This window comes from Streptomyces sp. CB01635, from assembly GCF_002803065.1.
Taxonomy (GTDB): Bacteria; Actinomycetota; Actinomycetes; order Streptomycetales; family Streptomycetaceae; genus Streptomyces.
Genome location: NZ_NNBL01000004.1, coordinates 456,923 through 483,922 on the forward strand (window position 1 = coordinate 456,923; position 27,000 = coordinate 483,922).

The 27,000-nt window shown below is 71.3% G+C and carries 21 protein-coding genes and 2 tRNA genes; 17 read left to right on the forward strand and 6 right to left on the reverse strand.

Going from position 1 to position 27,000, the window contains the following annotated elements; all coding sequences use genetic code 11:
- Positions 1-76 precede the first annotated feature (76 nt).
- The 6 genes from rsfS to CG723_RS17005 all read left to right on the forward strand — a co-directional run bounded on the left by rsfS (position 77) and on the right by CG723_RS17005 (position 2,352).
- A complete protein-coding gene (rsfS, locus tag CG723_RS16980; protein WP_100594234.1) occupies positions 77-535 on the forward strand; it encodes a ribosome silencing factor in 459 nt (152 codons plus the stop codon).
- Complete coding sequence (locus tag CG723_RS16985) at positions 532-1,209, forward strand: histidine phosphatase family protein (RefSeq protein ID WP_100594235.1); 678 nt, start codon at positions 532-534, stop codon at positions 1,207-1,209. Before rsfS ends, CG723_RS16985 begins: the two co-directional genes overlap by 4 nt.
- 97 nt (positions 1,210-1,306) lie before the next feature.
- Positions 1,307-1,379, forward strand: a tRNA-Ala gene (locus CG723_RS16990).
- A 300-nt stretch (positions 1,380-1,679) separates the two neighbouring features.
- Positions 1,680-1,907, forward strand: coding sequence for a hypothetical protein (locus tag CG723_RS16995; protein WP_324903382.1), 228 nt, complete (start codon positions 1,680-1,682; stop codon positions 1,905-1,907).
- Positions 1,908-1,910: 3 nt separating this feature from the next.
- Positions 1,911-2,144, forward strand: coding sequence for a hypothetical protein (locus CG723_RS17000; protein ID WP_016643127.1), 234 nt, complete (start codon positions 1,911-1,913; stop codon positions 2,142-2,144).
- Positions 2,145-2,279: 135 nt separating this feature from the next.
- Positions 2,280-2,352: transfer RNA gene (locus CG723_RS17005), tRNA-Ala, on the forward strand.
- Between the two features lie 81 nt (positions 2,353-2,433).
- Here CG723_RS17005 and CG723_RS17010 read toward each other — a convergent pair.
- Positions 2,434-4,023: an NADH-ubiquinone oxidoreductase-F iron-sulfur binding region domain-containing protein gene (locus CG723_RS17010; RefSeq protein WP_100594236.1), complete on the reverse strand. Its 1,590-nt coding sequence runs from the start codon at positions 4,021-4,023 to the stop codon at positions 2,434-2,436.
- Positions 4,020-5,333 (reverse strand): ferric reductase-like transmembrane domain-containing protein, encoded by a 1,314-nt coding sequence (locus tag CG723_RS17015; protein ID WP_234374347.1) that lies wholly within the window; start codon positions 5,331-5,333, stop codon positions 4,020-4,022. Before CG723_RS17015 ends, CG723_RS17010 begins: the two co-directional genes overlap by 4 nt.
- A 430-nt stretch (positions 5,334-5,763) precedes the next feature.
- On the opposite strand from CG723_RS17015, the gene leuS reads away from it, so the two are divergent.
- The 6 genes from leuS (at position 5,764) to CG723_RS17045 (ending at position 15,581) form a co-directional block, all read left to right on the forward strand.
- The gene (gene leuS, locus CG723_RS17020) at positions 5,764-8,658 is read left to right on the forward strand and encodes a leucine--tRNA ligase (RefSeq protein WP_100594237.1); all 2,895 of its coding nucleotides are present in this window, start codon (positions 5,764-5,766) and stop codon (positions 8,656-8,658) included.
- 137 nt (positions 8,659-8,795) lie between these two features.
- Complete coding sequence (locus CG723_RS17025) at positions 8,796-9,542, forward strand: hypothetical protein (protein WP_100594238.1); 747 nt, start codon at positions 8,796-8,798, stop codon at positions 9,540-9,542.
- A 63-nt stretch (positions 9,543-9,605) separates the two neighbouring features.
- Entirely contained in the window at positions 9,606-10,451 is an 846-nt protein-coding gene (locus CG723_RS17030) for a DegV family protein (protein ID WP_100594239.1), read from the forward strand.
- Between the two features lie 538 nt (positions 10,452-10,989).
- Entirely contained in the window at positions 10,990-11,829 is an 840-nt protein-coding gene (locus CG723_RS17035; RefSeq protein WP_324903393.1) for a ComEA family DNA-binding protein, read from the forward strand.
- Entirely contained in the window at positions 11,826-14,465 is a 2,640-nt protein-coding gene (locus tag CG723_RS17040) for a ComEC/Rec2 family competence protein (protein WP_100594241.1), read from the forward strand. The genes CG723_RS17035 and CG723_RS17040 overlap by 4 nt, the downstream gene beginning before the upstream one ends.
- A 234-nt stretch (positions 14,466-14,699) precedes the next feature.
- Positions 14,700-15,581 carry a YceI family protein gene (locus CG723_RS17045; RefSeq protein ID WP_100594335.1) on the forward strand — a complete coding sequence of 294 codons (882 nt, stop codon included), beginning with the start codon at positions 14,700-14,702 and terminating at the stop codon, positions 15,579-15,581.
- 102 nt (positions 15,582-15,683) lie between these two features.
- Here CG723_RS17045 and CG723_RS17050 read toward each other — a convergent pair whose 3' ends face one another.
- Entirely contained in the window at positions 15,684-15,929 is a 246-nt protein-coding gene (locus CG723_RS17050; protein WP_100594242.1) for a hypothetical protein, read from the reverse strand.
- A gap of 57 nt (positions 15,930-15,986) precedes the next feature.
- Here CG723_RS17050 and holA point away from each other — a divergent pair, with 57 nt between their 5' ends.
- On the forward strand, positions 15,987-16,973 hold the full coding sequence (holA, locus tag CG723_RS17055) for a DNA polymerase III subunit delta (protein ID WP_100594243.1): 987 nt from the start codon (positions 15,987-15,989) through the stop codon (positions 16,971-16,973).
- 481 nt (positions 16,974-17,454) lie between these two features.
- Here the strand turns inward: holA and rpsT are convergent, their stop codons facing one another.
- Entirely contained in the window at positions 17,455-17,721 is a 267-nt protein-coding gene (gene rpsT / locus CG723_RS17060; RefSeq protein WP_100594244.1) for a 30S ribosomal protein S20, read from the reverse strand.
- Positions 17,722-17,941: 220 nt separating this feature from the next.
- Between rpsT and lepA the strand changes: the two genes are divergently transcribed.
- Together lepA and CG723_RS17070 are read left to right on the forward strand one after the other, a co-directional pair.
- Positions 17,942-19,801: a translation elongation factor 4 gene (lepA, locus tag CG723_RS17065; RefSeq protein ID WP_100594245.1), complete on the forward strand. Its 1,860-nt coding sequence runs from the start codon at positions 17,942-17,944 to the stop codon at positions 19,799-19,801.
- A 261-nt stretch (positions 19,802-20,062) separates the two neighbouring features.
- Positions 20,063-21,952 carry an AMP-dependent synthetase/ligase gene (locus CG723_RS17070; protein ID WP_100594246.1) on the forward strand — a complete coding sequence of 630 codons (1,890 nt, stop codon included), beginning with the start codon at positions 20,063-20,065 and terminating at the stop codon, positions 21,950-21,952.
- A gap of 327 nt (positions 21,953-22,279) precedes the next feature.
- Here the strand turns inward: CG723_RS17070 and CG723_RS17075 are convergent, their stop codons facing one another.
- Positions 22,280-22,573 carry a hypothetical protein gene (locus CG723_RS17075; protein ID WP_100594247.1) on the reverse strand — a complete coding sequence of 98 codons (294 nt, stop codon included), beginning with the start codon at positions 22,571-22,573 and terminating at the stop codon, positions 22,280-22,282.
- A gap of 92 nt (positions 22,574-22,665) precedes the next feature.
- On the opposite strand from CG723_RS17075, the gene CG723_RS17080 reads away from it, so the two are divergent.
- Positions 22,666-24,618: an ATP-binding SpoIIE family protein phosphatase gene (locus tag CG723_RS17080; RefSeq protein WP_100594248.1), complete on the forward strand. Its 1,953-nt coding sequence runs from the start codon at positions 22,666-22,668 to the stop codon at positions 24,616-24,618.
- A gap of 54 nt (positions 24,619-24,672) precedes the next feature.
- A complete protein-coding gene (hemW, locus tag CG723_RS17085) occupies positions 24,673-25,905 on the forward strand; it encodes a radical SAM family heme chaperone HemW (protein ID WP_100594249.1) in 1,233 nt (410 codons plus the stop codon).
- Positions 25,906-26,082: 177 nt separating this feature from the next.
- Here hemW and CG723_RS17090 read toward each other — a convergent pair whose 3' ends face one another.
- Complete coding sequence (locus CG723_RS17090) at positions 26,083-26,967, reverse strand: DUF3097 domain-containing protein (RefSeq protein WP_100594250.1); 885 nt, start codon at positions 26,965-26,967, stop codon at positions 26,083-26,085.
- Positions 26,968-27,000: the final 33 nt, after the last annotated feature.

The following is a 27,000-nucleotide window of genomic DNA, read 5'->3' on the forward strand; positions in this document are numbered from 1 at the left end:
AAGGGCCGTCGGCGGTCCGTGAGACCCTTGGGGTATCCCTTCAAGGGATTACTGCCCGCCGACGGAAAGCCTTGTAGTGACCGCCACTGACCGCTCCATCGAGCTCATCACCGCCGCCGCACAGGCGGCTGCCGACAAGCTCGCGCACGACATCATTGCGTACGACGTCAGCGATGTGCTGTCGATCACCGACGCCTTCCTGCTGGCCTCCGCGCCCAACGACCGCCAGGTCAAGTCGATCGTCGACGAGATCGAGGAGCGCCTGAACAAGGAGCTCGGCGCCAAGCCGGTCCGCCGCGAGGGCGACCGCGACGCCCGCTGGATCCTCCTCGACTACGTCGACATCGTCGTCCACGTCCAGCACAGCGAGGAGCGCGTCTTCTACGCCCTCGAGCGCCTGTGGAAGGACTGCCCCGAGCTGGAGCTTCCCGCGGACGCCAAGGCCACCCGCGGCAAGGCGGCGGAGCACGCCCAGGCGACGCAGGCCGCGGAGGAGGCCGAGGAGCTTCGCGAGCTGGGCGGAGAGCTGCGTTGACCGCCGGGGGGGCCGGTACCGGACCGGCCGGGGGACCGGCCCGCGGACGGCGCGTCATCCTGTGGCGCCACGGGCAGACCGCCTGGAACCTGGAGCGCCGCTTCCAGGGCTCCACGGACATCGGCCTGACCGAGGCCGGCGTCGCCCAGGCCCGCCGGGCTGCCAGGCTGCTCGCCTCGCTGAAGCCGGACGCCATCGTCGCGTCCGACCTCAGCAGGGCCTCCGCCACGGCCGCCGAGCTGGCCGCGCTCACGGGCCTCGACGTCACGCACGACGAGGGCCTGCGCGAGACCTACGCCGGTGAGTGGCAGGGCCTCACGCACGACGAGATCATCGCCCGTTACGGCGACCAGTACGCCGCGTGGAAGCGCGGCGAGCCGGTGCGCCGCGGCGGCGGCGAGCTCGAGACGGAGGTCGCCGACCGGGCCGCTCCCGTCGTGCTCGGTCACGCGGAGAAGCTGCCGCAGGACGGCACACTCGTCGTGGTCAGCCACGGCGGCACGATCCGCACCACCATCGGGCGCCTCCTCGGTCTCGAGTCCCACCACTGGGAAGGCCTCGGCGGCCTCTCCAACTGCTGCTGGTCCGTCCTCGGCCAGGGCGCACGCGGCTGGCGGCTGCTCGAGCACAACGCGGGCACGCTCCCGGAGCCGGTGCTCGGCGACGACGACTGAGCCCCCGACGGGGGCCGGACGGCCGGATTTCACTTTCCGGCAGGTCGCAGGCTAAAGTTCTTCTTGTTCGCAGCCGCGCAGAGCGGGGAGAACGCAAGGGGCTATAGCTCAGTTGGTAGAGCGCCTGCATGGCATGCAGGAGGTCAGGAGTTCAATTCTCCTTAGCTCCACAGTCGAAGCGTCCGCTTCACAGAGATCCCGTCCGGGTAAGGGCGGGATTTTTTGTTACCCGGCACACTCTTTCCAACTGCCTTGAGGCGCTTGGTGTCTCGGGGGCGTATAGGTCTGCGGATGTGGTCCTCGTGTGTCGGTGTGTGCGTAAGTGCTGGCCGGAGCGGGCGAACTCGGCGCCGTGTCCGGACCGGTACCCATGCGTCGCTGACCGTGACGCTCCGGCCGTGGCAGAATCGGACGGCCGGTAGAGGGCCGCGTCCGATCGACGAAGACGGTCCGACGGGAGGGAGAACGCGATGCCCGCGCGCATCACCGAGGCGGCCGACCGCCCCCTCGGCGTGACAGTGAGACCGGCCGAAGCGGCCCATTCCGGGCAGCACGTTCCTTCCCCCTCCTCCTCTTCTTCGTCTTCTTTCCCTTTCCTCGACTGTCCGTCCTGCGGTTCCTTCCACGTCGCGCTGATGCTCGGCGACAACGGCGGGATCTCGTACGTGTGCACGGCCTGCGGCCACAGCTGGAGCTGATCGATGGGTGCACACAGGAGGAAGTGCGACTGGTGCGGCAGCGGCACGCCCATCGTCAGGGACATGGAGCCGGTCAACCCCGACTACCAGTACTGGTGCGAGGAGTGCGCGCGGGCGCTGATCATAAAAGGCGACCCGATCGAGACGTACCGGGAACTGGAGGGCGAGCCGATCTACGGCCGCCTGCTCGACGAGCACTGCACGCTCAAGCGGTTCTATTCGTTCGCCACGGCCTGAGGGTGCCTTAAATTCGGGCAAATCGGACCAGGGTGGAAACGATTTGGTGATGCACCGGGTGCCCGGTAATGTTGGCGTCGCCGCCGGGGAAGCCGGGCGACACGGTGAACATGCGGCTCGGCCGCATGAACGCTAGGGGCTATAGCTCAGTTGGTAGAGCGCCTGCATGGCATGCAGGAGGTCAGGAGTTCAATTCTCCTTAGCTCCACAGTAGATGGACATGAAGACGGGCCACCCGAACAGGGTGGCCCGCTTTCGTATGCCGTCCCGCGGGGCGCGCCCGCGAGCGTCAGCCGCGCCCGCTGCCCAGGGCCCTGCGCCCGCGGCCAGGCGGGAGCGCGGGTGGCAGGGCCGGGCGGGCCGGAGCCGCCGCCGGGTCCTCCTCGATACGCAGCGCCAGCGCGGGGCACCGGCGCACGGCCCGTACGGCGCGCGCCTCCGAATAGCGTGCCACCGGGGCCTCCGCCACCGAGGGGTAGCCGTCCGGGCCCAGCTGGATCAGCTCCGGGATGATGTCCGCGCACAGGCCGTGGCCCTCGCACAGCGTCCAGTCCACCGCGAGCCGCCGGCCGCTGGGGGACTCGCCCTGCGGTGCCTCCGTGTGCAGCGGCAGCACGCCCTGCACCGGGCGCCCGCAGCCGCCGCCCAGGACGTGCGCGGCGAGATCGTCCGTGAACGCCGAGATCGTCGACTCCAGGAACGCCGCCGAACCGTCCGGGTGCTTGCACGCGCCGCGCCGTTTCACCGCCCTGGTGACCTGCTGGAGGGCTTCGAGGGCGGTGGGGCCGCCGCCGTTCAGTACGTCCTCCAGGCCGCGCGCCGCCGCCGGCAGGCCCAGATAGCAGGGACCGCACTGGCCCGCGCTCTCCGAGGCCAGCCACTGCGCCACCCGGAGCGCCTCGCCGAGCGGGCAGGTGTCCGGGCCGATCGGCAGGATCGCGCCCGCGCCGAGCGCGCCCCCGGCGGCCTCCAGGGAGGCGCGGGAGACCACCGCCTCCTGCGCCGTGAAGGCGTCGAGCCACTTGCCGTGGTAACCGCCCGTGAGTACGCCCTGGGGCATCGGCGGGGCGCCCGCGAGCTGGAGTACGTACCGCAGGGGAACCCCCGCAGGGACTTCGAGGACCATCGGGCGGGCGACGGCTCCGGAGAGGGTCAGCAGGATCGTGCCGGGCTCGTCGCGCAGGCCCGTGCGGCAGTAGCGCTCGGGTCCGGTGCGGGCCGCTACGGCGAGCTGGGCGAACGTCTCGGCGTTCGACAGCAGCGTGGGCGCGCCGCCCACCCCGGAGTCGGAGGCGCGCACCTTGCGGCCCGGAGGCACCGGGGGCCCGCCGTCCGCCGAGCGGATCAGCGCGGAGGACTCCCCGGTGACCATGCGTACGGGGTTGCGCTGCACACGCGCGCGTAGCGGGGCGCCGCGGCGGTTGGACAGGCCCCTTTCGAGGAGCGCGGCCTGCATGGACGCCTCGGTGGAGTCGCGGGTCACGCCCACCACGAGAGTGCGGGCGCCGAGCGCCTCGGCGACCAGGAGCGCGCCGTCGAGGATGAGGTGCGGGGCGCGGTTGATCAGGACCGTGTCCTTGCGGCAGGCGGGTTCGTCCTCGCTGCCGTTGACCACGACGACGGGGCGCACCCCGCGGCGAATCGCGGACTGGGCGACGGCGCGCAGCTTCTTGGCGAAGGGGAAGCCGGCGCCGCCGCGGCCGCGCAGGGATATCTGCCCGGCCAGCGCGGCGAGTTGCTCGCCGCCCATCGGTTCGAGCGGACCGTGCACTTTCAGATGCATGTCGAGGTCGAGTCGCTCGACCAGGTCGAAGCCCGAGGTGAGCTGGGGGAGACCGACGACGCGGACTTCGGGGACGTCGGGCAGCGCGGTGTTCACTGAGTGCCTCCGGGCGGCGTGTTCCAGGGCTCACCCGCGGCGGGGGCCTGGAACGGGCCGGGCAGCGTTTCGGTGGCGGACTCTTCCTCGAAGCTCGGGATGCCGCCGTACGGGGTGTCGAGAGTGGGGTCGTACGCCGAGGGGGGTGCCGGGGCGGGGGGCGGCGGGGACGGGGCCGGCCAGCGCTCGGGGGGCTCGGGGTCGACGAACGGGAGGGACTCGGTGGGCTGGAGGTCCAGGAGCGTCAGCGGCTCCCCGGGGGGCGGGTCGCCGAAGAGCGGGTCCACCGGGGTCGAGACCGCGCGGTAGGCGGCCGAGAAGCCGACGCCCGCGGTGGCGGGGCGCGGCTCGAACGCGGGGCGCGCCGGAGCCTCGTAGAGCGGTGGAATGTCGGGGGACAGCATGGGGAGCGGATTTTCGCGCGGCCGCGGCGGGGGCTCGCGGTTCACGTCGAAGCGGGCGTCGGACGGTGCGGGGCGGCCGGCGCCGCCGGGCAGCGGGGATCGGGTGACGTCCCTGCGGCGGGTGCCCTGCGTTCTGCCGTCGCCGTCGAGGAGCGCGAGGACGCGGGCGGCGACCTTGCGCTTGACCGGTCCCGGCGCCGCGCGCAGGGCGACCGCACCGCCCACCGCGACCAGGCACAAGCAGTACAGGACGACTACGTAGGTCTTCGGCTGCCGGCCCGCGTACAGACCGTGGATCAGCGCGGAGCACCAGGCGGGGTAGGCCAGCATGTGCAGGGCGCGCCAGCGGGAGGCGATCTGGGCGGGGGACGCGAAGGCCTTGCGCAGGGCGCCGGTGACGCCGGTGGTGACCATCAGGAGCCCGGCGAGCGAGCCGAGGCCGATCAGGCCCGCGCTGCCGGTCACGCCGAGCCCGAACGGGATCAGCGCGCCGACCACGGACACATGGTCGAGGGCCAGCTTGACGGTGACGTGCAGGAGCAGGAAGCCGATCGAGGCGACCGCCGTGGCCCGGTGCACGCCCTGGGAGAGCAGGCGCTGGCGCGAGGTCAGGAACAGCCGGTCGGAGGCGACCAGACCCCAGACGACGGATGCCGTCAGGGAGACCAGGGACAGCACCCCGGTGGTGAAGTCGAGCGCGGCGCGGAAGGCGTCGCTCCCGACGAGGACCACAAGGGGTATCAGCAGCAGTGCCGCCGTGCACAGGGCCCCTCGGGTCGCCCGGCTGGGCGCGGGGGACGGGCGGATCCTGCGCCGGGGGCGCTGGGTATTTCCACGCTGGGGGAACGGATTCAGCGGCTGCCCGTTCGTCGGGGAGTTCAACGGGGAGTTCAGTGGAGGGTTCATGGGGGCGACTCCGAATGGTTCGGCAAAGTGGTCCCGCTGCCGCACTCTAGGTCGACCCATACCAGCCAGTACGGGGTTTGAGTTATCTCGTTGTTATCTATCGGAGGTGTGGACTTTGTGTTGCCCCGATAGGGGTCGGTACGCGGAGTAACCCTTGGCCCATGCACCTTCCGAAGGCCTCCTTCGGCCCTTGCGCAGCCGTCCCTCGGCCCTCCCCGGTAAGCCCGTCGCGGCCCCTGTGGGCCCTGCGGTACCCTGACGCCATGCGTGCCGTACGCCTTCTGCTTAGTGAGCCGCGCTGATCAGTCCCGACCGCTGACGAATCGCGGATCGGAATCGGCGCGGCGCCCCCTCCTGTGCGAGGGGCATTTTTGTTTGGCCAGCGCGGTCAGTTCCGTAAGCAGAGACGATCGATGGAGCTTTGAGGATCATGAGCGAGACGAATTCCGCTGCCGCTTCCGAGGTGGCCGCGCCGCACCGCTACACGGCGGCGATGGCCGCCGACATCGAGGCACGCTGGCAGGACTTCTGGGACGCCGACGGCACGTACGAGGCGCCCAACCCGAGCGGTGACCTGGCGGGGGACACCGAGGCGGGCCGGGCGATGGCCGCCCGGCCCAAGAAGTTCGTCATGGACATGTTCCCGTACCCCTCGGGCGCGGGCCTGCACGTCGGCCACCCGCTGGGCTACATCGCCACGGACGTCTTCGCGCGCTTCCAGCGCATGAACGGGCACAACGTCCTGCACACCCTGGGCTTCGACGCCTTCGGCCTGCCCGCCGAGCAGTACGCCGTGCAGACGGGCACCCACCCGCGCACGTCCACCGAAGCCAACATGGTCAACATGAAGTCCCAGCTGCGCCGGCTGGGCCTGGGCCACGACAAGCGCCGGTCGTTCGCCACGATCGACCCCGAGTACTACAAGTGGACCCAGTGGATCTTCGTCCAGATCTTCAACTCCTGGTACGACGACGAGGCGAAGAAGGCCCGTCCGATCGACCAGCTGATCGCGCAGTTCGAGAGCGGTGAGCGCGCCGTACCGGACTCCACGCGCGCGTGGCACGAGCTGAACGCGGCCGAGCGGGCCGACGTGCTGAGTGAGTACCGGCTGGCGTACGCCTCCGAGGCGCCCGTCAACTGGTGCCCCGGGCTGGGTACTGTCCTGGCCAACGAGGAGGTCACCGCCGACGGTCGCTCCGAGCGCGGCAACTACCCTGTCTTCAAGGCCAAGCTGCGCCAGTGGAACATGCGCATCACCGCCTACGCGGACCGCCTGCTGGACGACCTGGACGCCCTGGACTGGCCCGAGGCGATCAAGCTGCAGCAGCGGAACTGGATCGGCCGCTCCGAGGGCGCCCGCGTCGACTTCCCCGTCGGCGACGAGGCCATCACCGTCTTCACCACCCGTCAGGACACCCTGTTCGGCGCCACATACATGGTCCTGGCGCCCGAGCACGACCTGGTGGACCGGATCGTCCCCGCCGCGTGGCCCGAGGGCACGCACGACGTCTGGACGGGCGGCCACGCGACCCCCGCCGAGGCCGTCGCCGCCTACCGCAAGCAGGCCGCCTCGAAGTCCGACGTCGAGCGCCAGGCCGAGGCCAAGGACAAGACCGGCGTCTTCACCGGCGCGTACGCGGCCAACCCGGTCAGCGGCGAGCAGGTCCCCGTCTTCATCGCCGACTACGTCCTGATGGGCTACGGCACCGGCGCGATCATGGCCGTCCCCGCGCACGACACCCGCGACTTCGCGTTCGCGCGCGCCTTCGAGCTGCCGATGCGCTGCGTCGTGGAGCCCTCGGACGACCGCGGCACCGACACCTCCACGTGGGACGACGCGTTCGCCTCCTACGACGCGCGGCTGGTCAACTCCGCGAGCGACCAGATCTCCGTCGACGGCATGGGCGTCACCGACGCCAAGGCGCGCATGACGGAGTGGCTGGAGCGCACCGGCATCGGCCGCGGCACCGTCAACTTCCGCCTGCGCGACTGGCTGTTCAGCCGCCAGCGCTACTGGGGCGAGCCCTTCCCGATCGTCTACGACGAGGACGGCGTCGCCCACTCGCTGCCCGAGTCGATGCTGCCGCTGGAGCTGCCGGAGGTCGACGACTACAGCCCCCGCACGTTCGACGCGGACGACGCCGACACCCGGCCCGAGACCCCGCTGTCCCGCAACGACGACTGGGTCCACGTCACGCTGGACCTGGGCGACGGACCCAAGAAGTACCGCCGCGAGACCAACACCATGCCCAACTGGGCGGGTTCCTGCTGGTACGAGCTGCGCTACCTGGACCCGCACAACAGCGACAAGTTGGTCGACCCGGCCATCGAGCAGTACTGGATGGGCCCCCGTGAGGGCCAGCCGACCGGTGGCGTCGACCTGTACGTGGGCGGCGCCGAACACGCCGTGCTGCACCTGCTGTACGCCCGCTTCTGGTCGAAGATGCTGTTCGACCTGGGCCACATCTCGTCGGCCGAGCCGTTCCACAAGCTGTACAACCAGGGCATGATCCAGGCCTACGTGTACCGCGACAGCCGCGGCATCGCGGTGCCCGCCGCCGAGGTCGAGGAGCGCGACGGCGCGTACTACTTCGAGGGCGAGAAGGTCTCCCGCCTGCTGGGCAAGATGGGCAAGTCCCTGAAGAACGCCGTCACGCCGGACGAGATCTGCGCCGAGTACGGCGCGGACACCCTGCGTCTGTACGAGATGGCGATGGGCCCCCTGGATGTCTCGCGGCCGTGGGACACGCGCGCGGTGGTGGGCCAGTTCCGTCTGCTGCAGCGCCTGTGGCGCAACATCGTCGACGAGGCGAGCGGCGAGGTCACCGTCGTCGACACCGAGGACTCCGCCATCGACGGGATCACGTTGCGCGCCCTGCACAAGGCGATCGACGGCGTCCGCCAGGACCTGGAGGGCATGCGGTTCAACACCGCCATCGCCAAGGTCACCGAGCTGAACAACCACCTGACCAAGGTGGGCGGCCCGCTGTCGCGCAGCGTGGCCGAGCGCCTGGTGCTGCTGGTCGCGCCGCTGGCCCCGCACATCGCCGAGGAGCTGTGGCGCAAGCTGGGCCACACCGACTCCGTCGTCCACCAGGACTTCCCCGTCGCCGACCCCGCGTACGTCGTGGACGAGTCCGTGACCTGTGTCGTGCAGATCAAGGGCAAGGTCAAGGCGCGCCTGGAGGTGTCCCCGTCGATCTCCGACGAGGAGCTGGAGAAGGTGGCCCTGGCCGACGAGCGGGTCGTCGCCGCGCTGGACGGCGCCGGTATCCGCAAGGTCATCGTGCGGGCGCCGAAGCTGGTGAACATCGTTCCTGCGTGAGCGACGACCGCTCCGCTTAGCCGGATCAGGGTTGTTCCCTACGGGCAGGTTGGGGGTTCCGCTGGAACCTCCGGCCTGCCTTTTCCGTTTACCGTGGAAGAGGCGGACGGACCGCCGACCTTGTCGGGAGGAGCGTCATGGGAGAGGCCGTGATCGCGATCGTGGCGCTCATGTTCGTACTGTTCCTGGCCCTGGGCGCGTATGTGACGGTGAAGGTCGTCGGCGCCGCCAAGCGGGGAGTGGACCGCACGGTCGCGCAGGCCCGCCGGTCCGTCGAGGACACGACGCTCAAGGCGCGGACCTTCGTGCAGCCGGGCGCGGCCGGCGAGCTCGCGCAACTGCGGCTCAAGCTGCGTACGTCGATGAGGTCCACTCAGGACGCGCTCCACGCGCGCGTGGCCGAGGACGCCTCGCTCAAGGAGTCGCTGGACCTCTTCGGCCGGCTCAGCGTGCACGCGCACGAGCTGGACGACGACCTCAAGCGTCTTGAGACCGAGCCGGACAAGGCGCATCTCGCCGAGCTCCTGCCCGATCTGCGCAAGCGGACGGAGCAGATCACCGCGTCGGCCGACTCCCTGCGCCGGGCGGCCAGGGACCGCGCCCACCGGATCGCCGACGACGACCTGGATTCCCTGAGTGCCCAGATCGACATCGAGGCGGGAGCGCTGCGGCACTGGACGACGGAACCGTCGCCCGAGCCCGTGCAGACGCCGCCCCCGTGGCCCGAGGCACCGGCCCCTGAGCGCCCTGCCGCGCATCAGACCTGGCCAGGGACTCCGCAGGGCGGGCAGGCCGAAGCGCCCGACCGGCCCGCGCTCTCGCCCACCGACTCGCGCCCCGCCTATCCTTGGCAGAAGAAAGCCCGCCCGGAGAGCACGACTTGACGCGTGCCCGGGCCACCGGGGCCGGGCTGCCGTCCACCGGCCCGGGCAGGTAATCTCCAGCTCATGTCCCGCCATGTCGCGATCGTCACGGATTCAACGGCCTACCTGCCGCAGCGGACGATGGAGCGCCACGGCATCATCGCGGTCCCCCTGACCGTGGTCCTTGGCGACCGGGCCCTCGAAGAGGGCGCCGAGATCTCCACCCGCTCACTCGCCGAAGCCCTGCAGAAGCGCCGGCCGGTGACCACGTCCCGGCCGAGCCCCGAGATCTTCGCCGCCACTTATCGCAAGCTGGCCGAAGAGGGCGCGACCAGCGTCGTCTCGCTCCATCTGTCGTCCGAACTCTCCGGCACCTACGACGCCGCGGTACTCGCCGCGCGCGAGGCGCCGGTGCCGGTCAGAGTCGTGGACACCGGCATGGTCGCGATGGCCCTCGGTTTCTGCGCGCTCACCGCCGCCGAGGTGGCCGACGGCGGCGGCACGGTCGACGAGGCCGTGACGGCGGCGGAGAAGCGGGCCGCCGCCACGTCCGCGTACTTCTACGTCGACACCCTGGACTACCTCCGCCGCGGTGGCCGTATCGGCGCCGCCCAGGCCCTCCTCGGCTCGGCGCTCGCCGTAAAACCGCTGTTGCAGCTCGAAGGCGGTCGTATCGAGCTGCTCGAGAAGGTGCGTACCTCGTCGAAGGCGATCGCCCGTCTCCAGGAGATCGTCGCCGAGCGCGCGGGCACGAGCGAGGTCGACATCGCGGTGCACCATCTCGCCGCGCCGGACAGGGCGGCGATGTTCGCGGACAAGCTGCGGGAGCGGGTGCCTGGGCTCTTGGACCTGCATGTCAGCGAGGTCGGCGCGGTAATCGGGGCGCACACGGGGCCGGGGTTGCTGGGGGCGGTTGTTTCGCCTCGGTGAGGTGCCTTGTGGTGCGGTGCCCTGAGGCTGGGGGTTCTTGTGGGTGACGGAGTTATCCACAACTGGCGGGTTGTCCCCGGGAATTGAGCAAGATCACCGCGGATTCGGTGGAGTGCCTAGCGTTCGTGGCATGGCATTTGGACCAGCACTTTCAGAGACAGCAGTACGTTCGGAGACGCTCGAGGCGGCTGCCGGAGATGTGGCGCCGGGGGGAGCGTCGGGGACGTGGCAACGGCGTAGGCGTGTGCGGCGGCGCTATCGGCAGGCGTCGGCCGAGGCGCTGAGGCTGCGGGCGGAGGCGTTGTTCGCGGAGGGGCGGGGTGGGCCGCCGGGTTGGTCTGGCGCGCCGAGTCTTTCGCCCGGTCCACCGGGTGTGCCGAGCTCGCCGGATCCACCTGAGTGGGTGCGGCCGTCTCTTCCACGGTGGGCCGGGACGGTGTCGTCACGTCCTCCTCGGTGGGCTCGGGCGGATGCGGATGCGGATGCGGATGCGGATGCCGATGTCGATTCCGACGACGGCGGGGTCTGGGTGGCGGGTGTGGCTCCGGGGGAGTTCACGGGGGAGCGGGACGAACCGGCGGGCGAGGCCGAAAGGGCGCCCTCGTGGCGGGAGCGGGCTGGGCTTGCCGTGCGGGAGCGGCTGCCGCTGTGGATGCAGACGCGGTGCGGGCTCGAGCGGCGGAGCGTGATCGCTCTGGTAGTGGTCCTGGTCGCGGCGGCGGGCTTCGCCGTGCACCACTTCTGGACCGGACGGGCTCAGCCGGTGAGCGCGCCCGAGGTGGTGCGATCGGCGGCGCCCGAGGGGGCGGCGGGTCAGCTCGACGCCGGTCAGGAGCCGGGCGCCGGGCCGTCGGCACCCGCCCCGGCCGGGCCGTCGGCTGCGGGCGGGACGGATGGGCCGGCCGGGGCGGCTGCGGCGGGGATCGTCGTGGACGTCAGCGGGAAGGTGCGGAGTCCCGGGATCCATCGGCTGCCGGCCGGATCCCGGGTCGCCGACGCGTTGCGCGCCGCCGGAGGGATCCGTCCGGGGGTGGACCCCACGGGAATCAACCGGGCGCGACTGCTGGCGGACGGCGAGCAGGTGGTCGTGGGCGCACCGGCGGCACCCGGAGGGACCGGCGCGGGCGGTTCTGCGGGTTCGGCGAGTTCTGCCGGTACGGGTGCCGGAACCGGGGCTGCGGCGGCGGGGCCGATCGGCCTCAACACCGCCACCGCAGAGCAGCTCGACACGCTGCCGGGCGTCGGACCCGTGCTGGCCCAGCACATCATCGACTACCGCACGGAGCACGGGGGTTTCCGTTCCATCGATGAACTGCGCGAGGTCAACGGCATCGGCGACCGTCGCTTCTCCGACCTCCAGAACCTCGTACGGCCATGAGCAGCACGGGAGTTGCACCGCCCTCGGACCTCACTTCGGGTGACGCCAACCCCCGGCAGGAGGGCCCGGCGGATCTCCGTCTCGTCCCTCCGGCGCTCGCGGCATGGGCCACGGCAGCGGTGATGCTGGACGCTCCGGCGGCGTGGGTGACGGCCCTGGCGCTGACCTGCGCGGCGGTGGCGGGAGTGTTGCTACTGGGAGGGGCTACACGGGGGCGGCAGGGGAGGACGGAGCCACCGTCCCAGCCGCGATCCCCAGCGCCACTGCCGCCCGCGCCCCCGTCCCCGGAGTTACGGCCCCCGCCACCCAGCCCTCCCCGCAGAGTGTTCTCGCTCCGGCCTCGTATGTCCGTGGCCGCCGTGCTGCTCTGCGTCGCCGCGTCCGGGGCCTCGGCCGCGCTGCACGGTGCGGATCTGACGCGCGGTCCCGTTCCCGGGCTCGCCCGACAATTCGCTCGGGTGACGGTCGAGTTGGAAGTGACGGCCGACCCGCGGCTGACGCGCCCCCGCGTGAAGGGGGACCACGCGGCTCCCTCGTCCGTCGTCATCGCCGCCGATGTGCTGAGAGTCGGCGACGCGGGGCAGGGCGGGCCCTCGGGCGTCGGGACGCGGGTGCGGACGCCGGTTCTGGTCCTCGTCGACGTGGACCGCGCCGCTCCGGGGAGGACGCCGTGGCTGTCGCTCCTTCCCAGCACGCGGCTGGTCGTGCACGGAGGGCTGGCGCCCGCGTCGGCCGACGGCGGCCGGGTCGCGGCCCTGCTCCGCGTCGGACGCGACGAGAGCCCTCGGATCGTCGGCGCACCCTCCGCGGCTCAGCGCTTCGCGGGGAAGCTGAGGGGCGGGCTGCGGGAAGCGACCGAGGGGCTGCCGGCGGATGCCCGCGCGTTGCTTCCCGGGCTCGTGGTCGGGGACACGTCTCGTGTCCCGCCCGAGCTGCACGAGGCATTCGAGGCCACTGACCTCTTGCACCTGACGGCGGTCAGCGGGGCGAACTTCACGATCCTGCTCGCTCTGCTGATCGGTCCGCCCGGCACCGCGCACCGGGCGGAGCGCCGTGGCCTCGCCCCGAGGCTCGGGATCCCGTTGCGGGCGACCGCTCTGCTCGGCGGCGCGCTCACGCTCGGCTTCGTGATCGTGTGCAGGCCGGAGCCGAGTGTGCTCCGGGCGGCGGCCTGCGGGCTCGTCGCACTGCTCGCCATCGGCACCGGGCGACGCAGGTCCCTGATCCCGGCACTGGCCACGGTCGTACTGCTGCTGGTCCTGTACGACCCCTGGCTGGCCCGGAGTTACGGGTTCCTGCTGTCCGTCCTGGCCACAGGCGCGCTGCTGACCCTCGCCCCGCGCTGGAGTGCGGCACTGCGGCGGCGCAGATGTCCGCCGCGCCTGGCGGAGGCGCTCGCGGCGGCCGGGGCGGCGCAGGCCGTGTGTGCGCCGGTGGTCGTGGTCATCGCGTCCCGGGTGAGCCTGGTGGCGGTGCCGTGCAATCTGCTCGCGGAGTTCGCGGTCGCGCCGGCGACGGTGCTGGGGTTCGCCGCCCTGGCCGCCGCGCCGCTGGCGATACCGGTTGCGAAAGTCTTCGCCTGGTGCGCGAGCTGGCCCGCCGGATGGATCGCGGACATCGCACGCGCGGGGGCCGCACTGCCCGGCGGAGGCGTGGACTGGCCCGGGGGCCCGAGCGGTGGGCTGCTGCTCGCGGTGGTCACCCTGGGTGTGGTCCTCGTGGGCCGCCGGGTGCTCAAGTCCCCGTGGGTCATGGGGATATGTGTGCTGCTCCTGATCCTCGTGGTCATGCAGCCGAGGCCCCTGACCCGGGTGATCACGGGGTGGCCCCCGCCGGGATGGCGGATGGTGATGTGCGATGTGGGGCAGGGGGACGCGCTGGTGCTCGCGGCGGGCGCGGGGGCCGGGGTGGTGGTCGACGCGGGGCCGGATCCGGTACTGGTCGACCGTTGTCTGCGCTCGCTCGGGATCACCCGGGTCCCGCTCGTCCTGCTGACCCACTTTCACGCGGACCATGTCGCGGGTCTGCCCGGGGTGCTGCGGGGGCGCGAGGTGGGGGCGATCGAGACGACAGGGTTCGACGAGCCACCGGAACAGGCGCGATTCGTACGGGGGTTGGCGCACGCTCGGCACATCACGATGACCCGGGCCGTCGCGGGGGAGCAGCGGCGGACGGGCCGGCTCGCATGGCAGGTGCTGTGGCCGCCGCCGCGACCCGCTCCCGACCCGGACGGCCCGAACGACGCGAGCGTCACCCTGCTGGTCCGCACTGCGGGCCTCACCCTGCTGCTCCTGGGTGACCTCGAACCACCGGCGCAGCGCGCCCTGTTGAGATCCCCCGTGGCGGCGGCCCTGCCAGCCGTGGACGTTCTCAAGGTCGCCCACCACGGCTCGGCCTACCAGGATCCGGTACTCCTGCGGCGGGTCGCGCCCCGTCTTGCCCTGATTTCGTGCGGCGAGGACAACCCGTACGGGCATCCGTCGGCGCGCACGGTCGCGGAGTTGCGGGCCGGTGGAGCGGCAGTCCTCCGGACGGACCGGGACGGGGCGTTGGCGGTCACCGGATCGGGGCAGAACAGATCCGGTTCGGTGCGTTCCGGGGAGGCGTCGGGGGAGGGGCGGGGCTCGGTGTGGTGACGGGTGGGTCATGACAGGTGCCGCGTCCCTGTGGCTCCCGTGGCATTACCCGCTGGTAGAAATGCCTCCGAGCTGGCGAAACGGTAAGCGGAATGGCTAATTCAGGCATCTCTGTACGGGCGGTGACAGTCTCTGGCATTCCCGCGATGTGGGCCTGTGTTGCACCGAATGCCGCAACGGTGGTCGAATGCATCTTCGTTGATGGTGGTCAAGCTTCACTGGGGTGTCTCGCACATGGTCGGCCGCTGGCTGGGAAGCCGTACGAACCGGGCTCAAGGGACAAGTCCCCTCGCGGGGATGAGCGTGCCGCCCGGTGCGGGATTCGTCAGCTGCCGCGTGCTCGACCCCGTCAACGAGCCGGTGCGCGGCGCCGAGTTCGCGGTGAGCGACGCCATGGGGCGCACGGTCGTGAGTGGCGGGGCCGACCCGTTCGGCTCGTTCGTCGCGGCCGTGCCCGCCGGTGACTACCGGCTCGCGGTCACGGCGGAGGGCTACACGCCGTACCGGGGAAACGCTTCGGTCGGCGAGAGCGCGCACTCCTCACTCGGCGACGTCATGCTCCAGGTCGCCCAGCCGCCTGCCCTGCCCGACGCCGGGGACTGGGAGATCGAGATGATGCACTCGTCGGTCGGGTTCACGGCGCGGCACATCGGACTGGCGCGGATCCACGGCCGGTTCAACACGTTCGCGGGCGCGCTGCGCATCGCCGAGCGGGTCGAGCGGTCCGCGATGCATGTGGTCATCGACGCGTCGTCCATCGACACGAACGTGAAGATGCGCGACGACCATCTCAGGTCGGCCGACTTTCTCGACGTGGACCAGTTCCCGACGCTCGAGTTCTACAGCGAACGGTTCGCGCACAAGGGCGGCAGCCGCTGGGCGATCACCGGTGCGCTCTCGCTGCACGGTGTGACCCGCACGGTCACGCTCGACGCGGAGTATCTGGGCCTGGGCAACGGCATGGAGGGGGAGACCCGCGCCGCCTGCCGCGCCACCACGGAGCTGCACCGGGACGACTTCACGGTCAACTGGCAGACGATGCTGGCCCGGGGGATCGCGGCGGTCGGCTCCAGCGTGAAGATCGAGCTCGACATCCAGATCGTCCCGAAGAGCTGACGCCCCCGCAGCATCCTCAACGGTCAGTCAGCCCTCGAAGGTCCGCCCTCAACCGCCGTTCCGATGCCGCGGAGCCGAGCCGCTGCCCCGATGCCGCCGCGGCTAAGGAGCCTCGAGCCAGCCCTCGTGCTCCGCGGCGAATTCGTCGAGTGAGGCGGGGTCGAGGCGGCCGGTGGGGTCCTCGATCACCACGAGCCACTGGGCGTCCTCGGCGTCGTCCTCACCGGCCAGCGCGTCGCGTACGAGCTGGGGCTCCTCGGTGACGCCGAACCGGTCGGGAAGCTCCTCGGCCACCTCCTCCGCGGCGTCGCGGTCGGGCAGCACCAGTACATGTCGAGCGTCGGTCACCTGGCCATTCTCCGGCACGGCGGGCGTTGTCAGTGCCGCGTGGGATGCTTGACCGCGATGGCCAGGAAGACTGCAACAGACGACGTGCTCGCCCCTGTCACCCTCGCCGTGGGGCAGGAGGACCTGCTGCTCGACCGCGCCGTGCAGCAGGTGGTGGCTGCCGCTCGCGCCGCCGACGCGGACACGGATGTGCGTGACCTCACGTCCGACCAACTTCAGCCCGGCACGCTCGCCGAGCTGACCAGTCCGTCGCTCTTCGCCGAGCGCAAGGTCGTGGTCGTACGCAATGCGCAGGACCTCTCGGCCGACACGATCAAGGACGTGAAGGGCTACTTCGCGGCGCCTGCCGAGGAGATCACGCTGGTGCTGCTGCACGCCGGCGGCGCCAAGGGCAAGGGGCTGCTCGACGCAGCCCGCAAGGCGGGGGCCCGCGAGGTCGCCTGCCCCAAGATGACCAAGCCCGCGGACCGGCTGGCGTTCGTGCGCAGCGAGTTCCGGGCGATCGGCCGTTCCGCGACGCCGGAGGCGTGCCAGGCCCTGGTCGACTCGATCGGCAGTGATCTGCGGGAGCTGGCGTCCGCCGTCACGCAGCTCGGCGCGGATGTCGAGGGCACCATCGACGAGACGGTCGTCGCGCGGTACTACACGGGCCGGGCGGAGGCCTCCAGCTTCACCGTCGCCGACCGGGCCGTCGAGGGCCGTGCCGCGGAGGCGCTGGAGGCGCTGCGGTGGTCGTTGTCGACCGGGGTGGCGCCCGTGCTGATCACCAGCGCGCTCGCGCAGGGGGTCCGCGCCATCGGCAAGCTCTCGTCGGCACGGGGCGGCCGGCCCGCTGATCTCGCCCGCGAGCTGGGGATGCCGCCGTGGAAGATCGACCGGGTGCGCCAGCAGATGCGCGGCTGGACGCCGGACGGTGTGGCCGTCGCGCTGCGGGCCCTCGCCGAGGCCGACGCGGGCGTCAAGGGCGGTGGGGACGATCCCGAGTACGCCCTCGAGAAGGCCGTGGTCACCATCGCAAGGGCCGCCCGCTCCCGCCGCGGCTGAGCCACACAGCCCCACGGCCACCTCACTCCCGTAAGGCCCCAGTCCACGCGGGCTCCGGTTCACGCGGGCTCCGGTTCACGCGGGCCCCGGTTCCGCGGGCTCCGGTCCATGCGGGCCCTGGTTCACGCGAGCTCCGGTTCACGCGGGCCCTGGTTCACGCGGGCTCCGGTTCACGCGGGCCCTGGTTCACGCGGGCTCCGGTTCACGCGGGCGCCGGTCCACGCGGGGCCCTCGCCGACATGCGCAGCCCCCGTACCCCCTGCCACGCGCAGCCCCCACACACGCCAAAACCCCGCCCAGCCATCCTGGGGAAGGACAGCCGTGCGGGGTCTCAGGTTCAAGCTCGATGGATCCGCACCCGCGTGGCGAACGCAGTCGCGTGCAGATCCGGGGTGCCGGCCGGGAGCGGAGAGAGAGGGCCCGCTCGGGTCCGTCCGGCGATCACATCAAAGGAGTGCCCGTCCCGTGAGGGAGTGGGTGCTCAGCCCTTGAGGGAAGAAGCCTTGGAAGCAAGCGCCGACTTCTTGTTGGCGGCCTGGTTCTTGTGGATGACGCCCTTGGAGACGGCCTTGTCGAGCTTGCGCGAAGCCTCGCGCGTCAGCTCCTCGGCCTTCTGGGTGTCACCCGCGGCAACGGCCTCGCGGGCCTTGCGGATCGCGGTCTTGAGGGAGGACTTGACAGCCTTGTTGCGCTGACGAGCCTTCTCGTTGGTCTTGATCCGCTTGATCTGGGACTTGATGTTCGCCACGAAATGAGCCTTTTCAGGTTCAGGCACGCGGGCTCACACCCACATGCCGGTGATTTCTCTTGAGGTGCCTCGTGCCGAGAGGGCAAGAGACACAGCTGTCCACGTTACCAGCCGTGCTCCGAGCGGCCCAAACCGGGCGCAGTCCCGCGTCCGTGGGACCATGGAATCTACGTATCGATCCGACCCGAGGCGACAGGCGCCTCAAGAGACAGGACCCTGCGTGCCCGCGACCCCTAACAATGTGCCCGAGCCGAGCCGTACCGCCCCGGCTCTGATCCGCAATTTCTGCATCATCGCGCACATCGACCACGGCAAGTCCACGCTCGCCGACCGGATGCTCCAGCTGACCGGTGTGGTCGATCAGCGGCAGATGCGTGCTCAGTACCTCGACCGGATGGACATCGAGCGCGAGCGCGGCATCACGATCAAGTCCCAGGCGGTGCGTCTGCCCTGGGCCCCGAGCGAGGACCCGGGCAACACTCACATCCTCAACATGATCGACACCCCGGGGCACGTGGACTTCACGTACGAGGTCTCACGGTCCCTCGCGGCATGTGAGGGCACGGTCCTGCTCGTCGACGCGGCCCAGGGCATCGAGGCGCAGACTCTCGCCAACCTCTATCTGGCGATGGAGAACGACCTCAAGATCATCCCGGTTCTCAACAAGATCGACCTGCCGGCCGCCCAGCCCGAGAAGTTCTCCGAGGAGCTCGCGAACCTCATCGGCTGCGACCCGGACGACGTGCTCAAGGTCTCCGCGAAGACCGGTATGGGCGTCGAGGCGCTGCTCGACAAGGTCGTCGCCGAGATCCCGGCCCCGGTCGGTGTCGCCGACGCACCCGCCCGCGCGATGATCTTCGACTCGGTCTATGACTCCTACCGCGGCGTCGTCACCTACGTACGAGTCGTCGACGGCCAGCTCAACAAGCGCGAGCGCATCCGGATGATGTCCACCGGCGCCACGCACGAGCTGCTCGAGATCGGTGTCTCCTCGCCGGAGATGACCCCGGCCGACGGCATCGGCGTCGGCGAGGTGGGCTACATCATCACCGGCGTGAAGGACGTCCGTCAGTCCAAGGTCGGTGACACGATCACCTCCCTGCACAACGGCGCCACCGTGGCCCTCGGCGGCTACAAGGACCCGAAGCCGATGGTCTTCTCGGGTCTCTATCCGCTGGACGGCTCGGAGTACCCGGACCTGCGCGAGGCCCTCGACAAGCTGCAGCTCAACGACGCCGCGCTCGTCTACGAGCCGGAGACCTCGGCCGCCCTCGGCTTCGGCTTCCGCGTCGGCTTCCTCGGCCTGCTCCACCTCGACGTGATCCGTGAGCGCCTGGAACGCGAGTTCGGGCTCGACCTCATCGCCACCGCGCCCAACGTGGTCTACCGCGTGGCCATGGAGGACGGCAGTGAGCACACGGTCACGAACCCGAGCGAGTTCCCCGAAGGCAAGATCGACAAGGTCTTCGAGCCCGTCGTGCGCGCCACGATCCTCGCCCCCAGCGAGTTCATCGGCTCGATCATGGAGCTCTGCCAGACCCGTCGCGGCACGCTGCTCGGCATGGACTACCTCTCCGAGGACCGCGTCGAGATCCGCTACACGCTGCCGCTCGCGGAGATCGTCTTCGACTTCTTCGACCAGCTCAAGTCCAAGACGCGCGGCTACGCGTCCCTGGACTACGAGCCCACCGGCGAGCAGGACTCCAGCCTGGTCAAGGTCGACATCCTGCTGCACGGCGACAAGGTCGACGCCTTCTCCGCGGTCACGCACAAGGACGCGGCGTACGCGTACGGCGTGCGGCTGGTCGCCAAGCTGCGCGAGCTCATCCCGCGGCAGGCCTTCGAGGTGCCGATCCAGGCCGCCATCGGTTCCCGGGTCATCGCCCGCGAGACGATCCGCGCGATCCGCAAGGACGTCCTCGCCAAGTGCTACGGCGGTGACATCTCCCGTAAGCGCAAGCTGCTCGAGAAGCAGAAGGAGGGCAAGAAGCGCATGAAGATGGTCGGCTCCGTCGAGGTGCCGCAGGAAGCCTTCATCGCCGTGCTCTCCAGCGACGACAGCGGCTCGAAGAAGAAGTAGGCCGCGTCACAGCGGTCCGGGGCCCGTCGCGCGTCAGTGCGGCGGGCCTCTTGATTTCCCGGCATTGTTGTGCGGGTCTTTTGTGGGGGCCGTGTGTACAGCGGCTGTCGACAAGAAGTGACAGGCTGCGGCCCCTTACGCACCGGGCGACCGCGCTCTACTCTGATCACTGCTCGGTAGTTACTCGCCAGTTAAACAACAGCCGCCAACAGCCAGCCGCGCCCAGTCTCGCCGCGCTGCCGCGGGCCCCCGGAGGACGTCGTGAGCGACACACAGACCCTGATCGAGAACCGTCCGCCGTCCGTGGCGGCCCTCTTCCTGGAGCGCGTGGCGGCCACGCCGGATACCGAGGCCTACCGCTACCCGGTGCCATCGGCCTCCGGTGAGGGCCCCGAGGAGTGGAAGTCGCTGAGCTGGGCGCAGGCCTCGGCGCGGGTCTACGCCATCGCGGCCGGCCTCATCGAGCTCGGCGTCCGGCCCGAGGAGCGGGTCGCACTCGCCTCCTCCACGCGGGTCGAGTGGATCCTGGCCGACCTCGGCATCCTGTGCGCGGGGGCCGCCACGACCACCGTCTACCCGCAGACCAACGCCGAGGAGTCGGGGTTCATCCTCGCGGACTCGGACAGCAAGGTCCTGATCGCCGAGGACGCGGCGCAGCTGGCCAAGGCCCGCGAGCGCCGGGCCGACCTGCCCGACCTCGCCCATGTCGTCGTCATCGACGAGGCCGGGGTCGAGCCGGACGCCGCGGACCCCGAAGGCTGGGTGCTCACGCTCGCCGACCTGGAGAAGCGCGGCGCCGCCCACCTGGAGAAGAACCCGGACCTGATCAAGGAAAAGGTCGGCGCGATCACCGCGGACCAGCTCGCGACCCTGATCTACACCTCCGGCACCACCGGCCGGCCCAAGGGCGTGCGCCTCCCGCAGGACAACTGGTCGTACATGGCGAAGGCCATCGCCTCGACCGGCCTGGTCGGCCCGGACGACGTGCAGTACCTGTGGCTGCCCCTCGCGCACGTCTTCGGCAAGGTCCTCACCTCCGGGCAGATCGAGGTCGGGCACGTCACCGCCGTCGACGGCCGCGTGGACAAGATCATCGCGAACCTGCCCGTCGTGCAGCCGACGTACATGGCCGCGGTGCCGCGCATCTTTGAGAAGGTCTACAACGGGGTCGCGGCCAAGGCGCGGGCCGGCGGCGGCGCCAAGTACAAGATCTTCCAGTGGGCCGCCGAGGTCGCGCGCGAGTACGCGAAGGCCAGCCAGGACAACTTCCGCAGGACCGGTTCGGCCTCGGTGCCGTTCGCGCTCGGCGCCAAGCACAAGGTCGCCGACGCGCTCGTCTACTCGAAGCTGCGTGAGGCGTTCGGCGGCCGGCTGCGCGCCTGTGTCTCCGGCTCCGCCGCGCTCGCCCCCGAGATCGGCTACTTCTTCGCCGGCGCGGGCGTGCACATCCTGGAGGGCTACGGCCTCACGGAGACCTCCGCCGCGTCCTTCGTCAACCCCGGTGAGGCCTACCGCACCGGCACGGTCGGCAAGCCGCTGCCCGGCACGGAGGTGCGGATCGCGGACGACGGCGAGATCCTGCTGCGCGGCCCCGGCGTCATGCAGGGCTACCACGGGCTGCCCGAGAAGACGACCGAGGTCCTGGAGTCCGACGGCTGGTTCCACACCGGCGACATCGGTGAGCTGTCGCCCGACGGCTACCTCAAGATCACCGACCGCAAGAAGGACTTGATCAAGACGTCGGGCGGCAAGTACATCGCGCCCGCCGAGGTCGAGGGCCAGTTCAAGGCCGTCTGCCCGTACGTCTCGAACATCCTGGTGCACGGCGCCGACCGGAACTTCTGCACGGCGCTCATCGCTCTCGACGAGCCGTCCATCCTGGAGTGGGCCAAGGACAACGGCCTGGAGGGCAAGTCGTACGCCGATGTGGTCGCGGCCCCCGCCACGGTCGAAATGGTCGAGGGCTACGTCAAGGAGCTCAACCTGGGCCTCCAGAAGTGGCAGACCGTCAAGAAGTTCAAGCTCCTGCCGCGCGACCTCGACATCGAGCACGGCGAGCTGACCCCGAGCCTGAAGCTGAAGCGGCCGGTCGTCGAGCGTGAGTACGGGCACCTGATCGACGAGATGTACGCGGGTTCACGCGAGAAGTAGGCCGGGTTTGTGTGGGCGTGGCAGGGGTCGGTGGCCGGTTGCGCGCCTGCGTCGCCGGGTCCGGCGGGTCGGGGGCGCCGACGGTGCGGCGGTCTGAGTCGGGCTCGGCTGGGGGTGCGGGGGTCGTCCCCCGGGAGCTTGCAGCCGGGCATCTGATCGACGGGATGTACGCGGGTTCACGCGAGGAGTGACGTCCCGCGTCACCGCTCGAGGGATGCGTCGCGGCCTGCCACTACGGTGTGCGGCCGCGGCGCATCTCGCGTAACAGCTCCTCCATATGTGTCACCTGGCGGCGCAGTTCGGCGCCGTCCGGCAGGGTGCCGGCCGTCAGTTTCGCGTTCGACGGCGGACAGGCGGGCCGTCAGCTCGGCGAACCCCCTCGTGCCGCGCGATCTCCCGCCGCACGCGCGTCAGTTCGGCGTTGCAGTGCCGACTGCGGTCCGTGATCTGGTCGAACATCGCGCCGAGTTCGGCCGCCAGGCCCTCCCCGGTCTCCGGGGCCTGGGTGAAATCGCCGTCCCGCGCCGACGTCATCGCGGCGAGAAGCGCACGCAGTTCGGTGGCCTCGATCCGGCCGGATCCTGAACACGTGTAGCACTGTTCGCGCTCATGGTGGCCCACTTCGATAACTCGGTGCTTATGGGTGGGGCCGGTCTGTCACTCTGTCCGTGTCGCCTGAGGCGTCTTTGCCCGAACTGCTCAGGAGCCGCACCGTGGGGTCCATTCCGCTGCAACGGGAGACCACGTACGCCACCGACGAGCCCTCCCGCCCCCCGGGAGCACCGGCCGTCGTGCGGACCTCGCTGCCCGGAAACCCGCTGGCCCCGGCTGCGGCGCGCCGCTTCGTACGGGGCGCTCTCGCCGACTGGGCCGAACTCGGCCTGACCACCACGTCCGGCGGCGGCGACCGGCTCACCGACGACGCCGTGGTCGTACTCAGCGAACTCGTCACGAACGCTGTGGTCCATGCAGGCACCAATGTCGAGCTGCTGTGCCGCCTCGAAAGCGGCCACCCCGACGACCCGGACGGCGCGTGCGCGCCCGCCGCCCTCGTCATCGAGGTCTCCGACCATCACCCCGCCCGCGCCGTCCGCAGCGACCGCGTCGACATGGGCCCCGACACCCCCGAGTGCGGGCGCGGGCTGCGCCTCGTGGCCTCTCTCTCCGACGCCTGGGGCATCACGTACCAGCCCGGCACCAAGACCGTCTGGGCCCGGCTCCCCGTCGACGAAGCCGGCCGGGGCGGCGACGCCCCGGAGGCGCACCCCGGCGCAAGAACCTTTCAGCGCGGGCTGCGCTCCGCGGAAATACTGGCTCCCACGCCGCGCCGCTTCCCCCACGACCAGGACTGGGTCAACCGCGGTGCGCTCTCCTTCCTCGCCGAGGCCTCCGACCTGCTCGCCGGACAGCTCGACGAGGACCAGGTCGCCTCGCTCGCCGGACAGATGCTGGTGCCGCGCATGGCCGACTGGTGCGCCGTCTGGCTCGACGACGAGGACGGCAGGCCCGACCGGGGCGCCGCCGACCGCGCGGGCCGCGGCACCGGCGCCCTCGCCACGCCCCGCCTCGCCCGCGTCTGGCACACCAGTGAGAACCGCATGGAGGAGCTCCGCAAGATCTTGGAGAAGGACCCGCCGCAGCCCACCGACGCGGCGCGAAGCGCGGCCGTCCCCGTGCCGTGGCCCTTCGAGAGCCGCGGCGGCGACCCGGCGGGCGCCGCGCTCGCCTACCGCCTCAGCGCGGGCGGTCGCGCGGTGGGCACCCTTCTCATCGGACGGGCCGGCCTGACGCGCTTCCCCGACGAGGTCACCGGCCTCGTCGAGGACTTCGCCCGCCGCGTCGCCCTCGCCGTCAGCGCGGCCCGCCGCTACACCCGGCAGGCCACCATCAGCCGCATCCTCCAGCGCGGACTGCTGCCCTCCGCCGTCGCGCAGATCCCCGGCATCGAGTCCGCGCTCGTGTACGAGCCACGCGACGCGGGCGGCCCCGGCGGCGACTTCTACGACGTGTTCCCCGCCGGCGACGGCCGCTGGTGCTTCGCGCTCGGCGACGTCCAGGGAAAGGGCCCCGAGGCAGCCGTCGTCATCGGCCTCGCCCGGCCCTGGCTGCGGCTGCTCGCCCGCGAGGGGTACCAGGTCGCCGAGGTCCTCGACCGGCTCAACCGGCTCCTCCTCGACGACGCCACGGAGGCTGCCGACGCGGCTGCCCGCGCGCTCGCCGCCGCCGGCGGCGAGGGCCTCACACCCGAGGGCGCGCCCCGCTTCCTCTCCTTGCTCTACGGGGAGCTGGTGCCCACCGGGGACGGGATGCGCTGCACCCTGGCGTCCGCCGGACACCCGCTGCCGCTCCTGCTGCGGCCCGACGGCCTGGTCGAGTGCGCCGCCGAGCCCCAGGTGCTCCTCGGCGTCGTCGACGATCCCGGCTATACCAGCGAGAGCCTCGTCCTCCACGACGGCGACACCCTCCTGTGCGTCACGGACGGGGTGACGGAGCGCCGGGACGGGCACCGGCAGTTCGACGACGGCGACGGCCTCTCCCGTGCCCTCGCCGGCTGCACGGGCCTCACCGCACCTCTGCTCGCCGAACGGATCAGACGCATGGTCCACGAATTCTCCGAAAGCCCACCGGACGACGACCTGGCCCTGCTGGTACTGCAGGCCCGGTAAGTCCTCACGGGCGCGACCGGCGGGACTACCTCGCGGCTGCGGGACAATGGGTCCATGCCTTCCGCACTTCCCGACGGTGAGCCCGTCCCCGATGACGGCGCGTTGCCCGCCTCCGCCCTGGCCGGGGCGGCGGAGCGGCCCCTCGGGTTCTATCTGCATGTCCCGTACTGCGCCACGCGCTGCGGCTACTGCGACTTCAACACGTACACCGCGACCGAGCTGCGCGGCTCCGGCGGTGTGCTCGCCTCGCGTGACAACTACGCGGACACACTCGTCGACGAGGTCCGTCTCGCCCGCAAGGTTCTCGGCGACGCCCCGCGCCAGGTGCGGACCGTGTTCGTCGGTGGCGGGACCCCGACGCTCCTCGCGGCCGACGACCTCGTACGCATGCTCGGGGCGATCCGTGACGAGTTCGGGCTCGCGCCCGACGCCGAGGTGACGACGGAGGCCAACCCCGAGTCCGTCGGCCCCGCCTACCTGGAGACCCTCCGCGAGGGCGGCTTCAACCGGATCTCCTTCGGCATGCAGAGCGCCAAGCAGCACGTCCTGAAGATCCTCGACCGCACCCACACCCCCGGCCGCCCCGAGGCCTGCGTCGCCGAGGCGCGCGCCGCGGGCTTCGACCACGTCAACCTCGACCTGATCTACGGCACCCCCGGCGAGAGCGACGACGACTGGCGGGCCTCGCTGGAGGCGGCCATCGGCGCCGGGCCCGACCATGTGTCGGCGTACGCGCTGATCGTCGAGGAGGGCACCCAGCTCGCCCGGCGCATCCGCCGCGGCGAGGTCCCGATGACGGACGACGACGTCCACGCGGACCGCTACCTGATCGCGGACGAGGTCCTCGGCGGGGCGGGCTTCGACTGGTACGAAGTGTCGAACTGGGCCACCACCGACGCCGGGCGCTGCCTGCACAACGAGCTGTACTGGCGCGGCGCCGACTGGTGGGGCGCGGGCCCCGGCGCGCACAGCCACGTCGGCGGGGTGCGCTGGTGGAACGTGAAGCACCCGGGCGCCTACGCCGGACGCCTCGCGGAGGGACGTTCGCCCGGCGCCGGTCGCGAGCTCCTCTCGGACGAGGACCGGCGCGTCGAGCGCATCCTGCTGGAGCTGCGTCTCCTGGAGGGCTGCCCGCTGTCGCTCCTGAAGCCCGCGGGCCGCGCCGCCGCCGGCCGGGCCCTGTCCGACGGCCTGCTCGAAGCGGCCCCGTACGAGTCCGGGCGCGCCGTCCTCACCCTGCGCGGCCGCCTCCTCGCCGACGCGGTCGTGCGCGACCTGGTCGACTGAGGCGGGCCCGGAGCGGGCTAGGGCCTCTCGTTTGGATCATGCCGGGCTCGTGGGGTCTGGCACCGCACCTCGCGGCGTTGTCGTCAGTCGCCGACTCCCCCAAGCTCTCGGCCGCGCTCGGGCAGGGGGACCCCCATGACCCCGCTCCCTGATCCGGTCTGATCCAAACGAAAGGCCCTAGCTCAGGTCCGCGGGCAGCGTCACGAAGTCGATCAACTCCTCGACCCTGCCCAGGAGTTCGGGCTCCAGGTCGCGGTAGCTGTGCACCCGCGACAGGATGTGCTGCCAGGCCGCCCCGGTGTTCTCGGGCCAGCCGAGCGCCCGGCACACGCCCGTCTTCCAGTCCTGGCCGCGCGGCACCCGGGGCCACGCCCGGATGCCCACGGCCGACGGCTTCACGGCCTCCCACACGTCGATGTAGGGGTGGCCGACGACCAGCGCGTGCTCGCCGGTGACCTGCGCCGCGATCCGCGACTCCTTCGAGCCGGGCACCAGATGGTCGACGAGGACGCCGAGCCGCGCGTCCGGCCCCGGAGCGAATTCGGCGACGATCGCGGGCAGGTCGTCGACGCCCTCCAGGTACTCCACGACCATGCCCTCGATGCGCAGGTCGTCGCCCCAGACCCGCTCCACCAGCTCCGCGTCGTGCCGGCCCTCCACGTAGATGCGCCCGGCCCGCGCGACCCGCGCCCGCGCCCCGGGGACCGCGACCGATCCGGAGGCCGTGCGCGTGGGACGTACGGGCGCTGCGGCCACGGGACGTACGAGGGTGACGACCCGGCCTTCGAGCAGGAAGCCGCGCGGGTCCATGGGGAACACCCGATGCTTGCCGAAGCGGTCCTCCAGGGTCACCGTCGGGCCCTGGGCCGTCTTCTCGCAGCGGACGACCGCCCCGCAGAACCCGGTCGTGACCTCCTCGACCACGAGATCCACGTCCGCCGCCACCTCGGGCGCGGCCTGCTGCTTCTTCCAGGGCGGGGTGAGGTCGGGGGAGTACAGACGCCTCTGCGGGCCCGAAGGGCCCTCGTTGGAGGGGCGGTGGCGGGAGACGGGTGGGAGCATTCTGCAGACGATAGGAGTACGAACTGCCGTGCG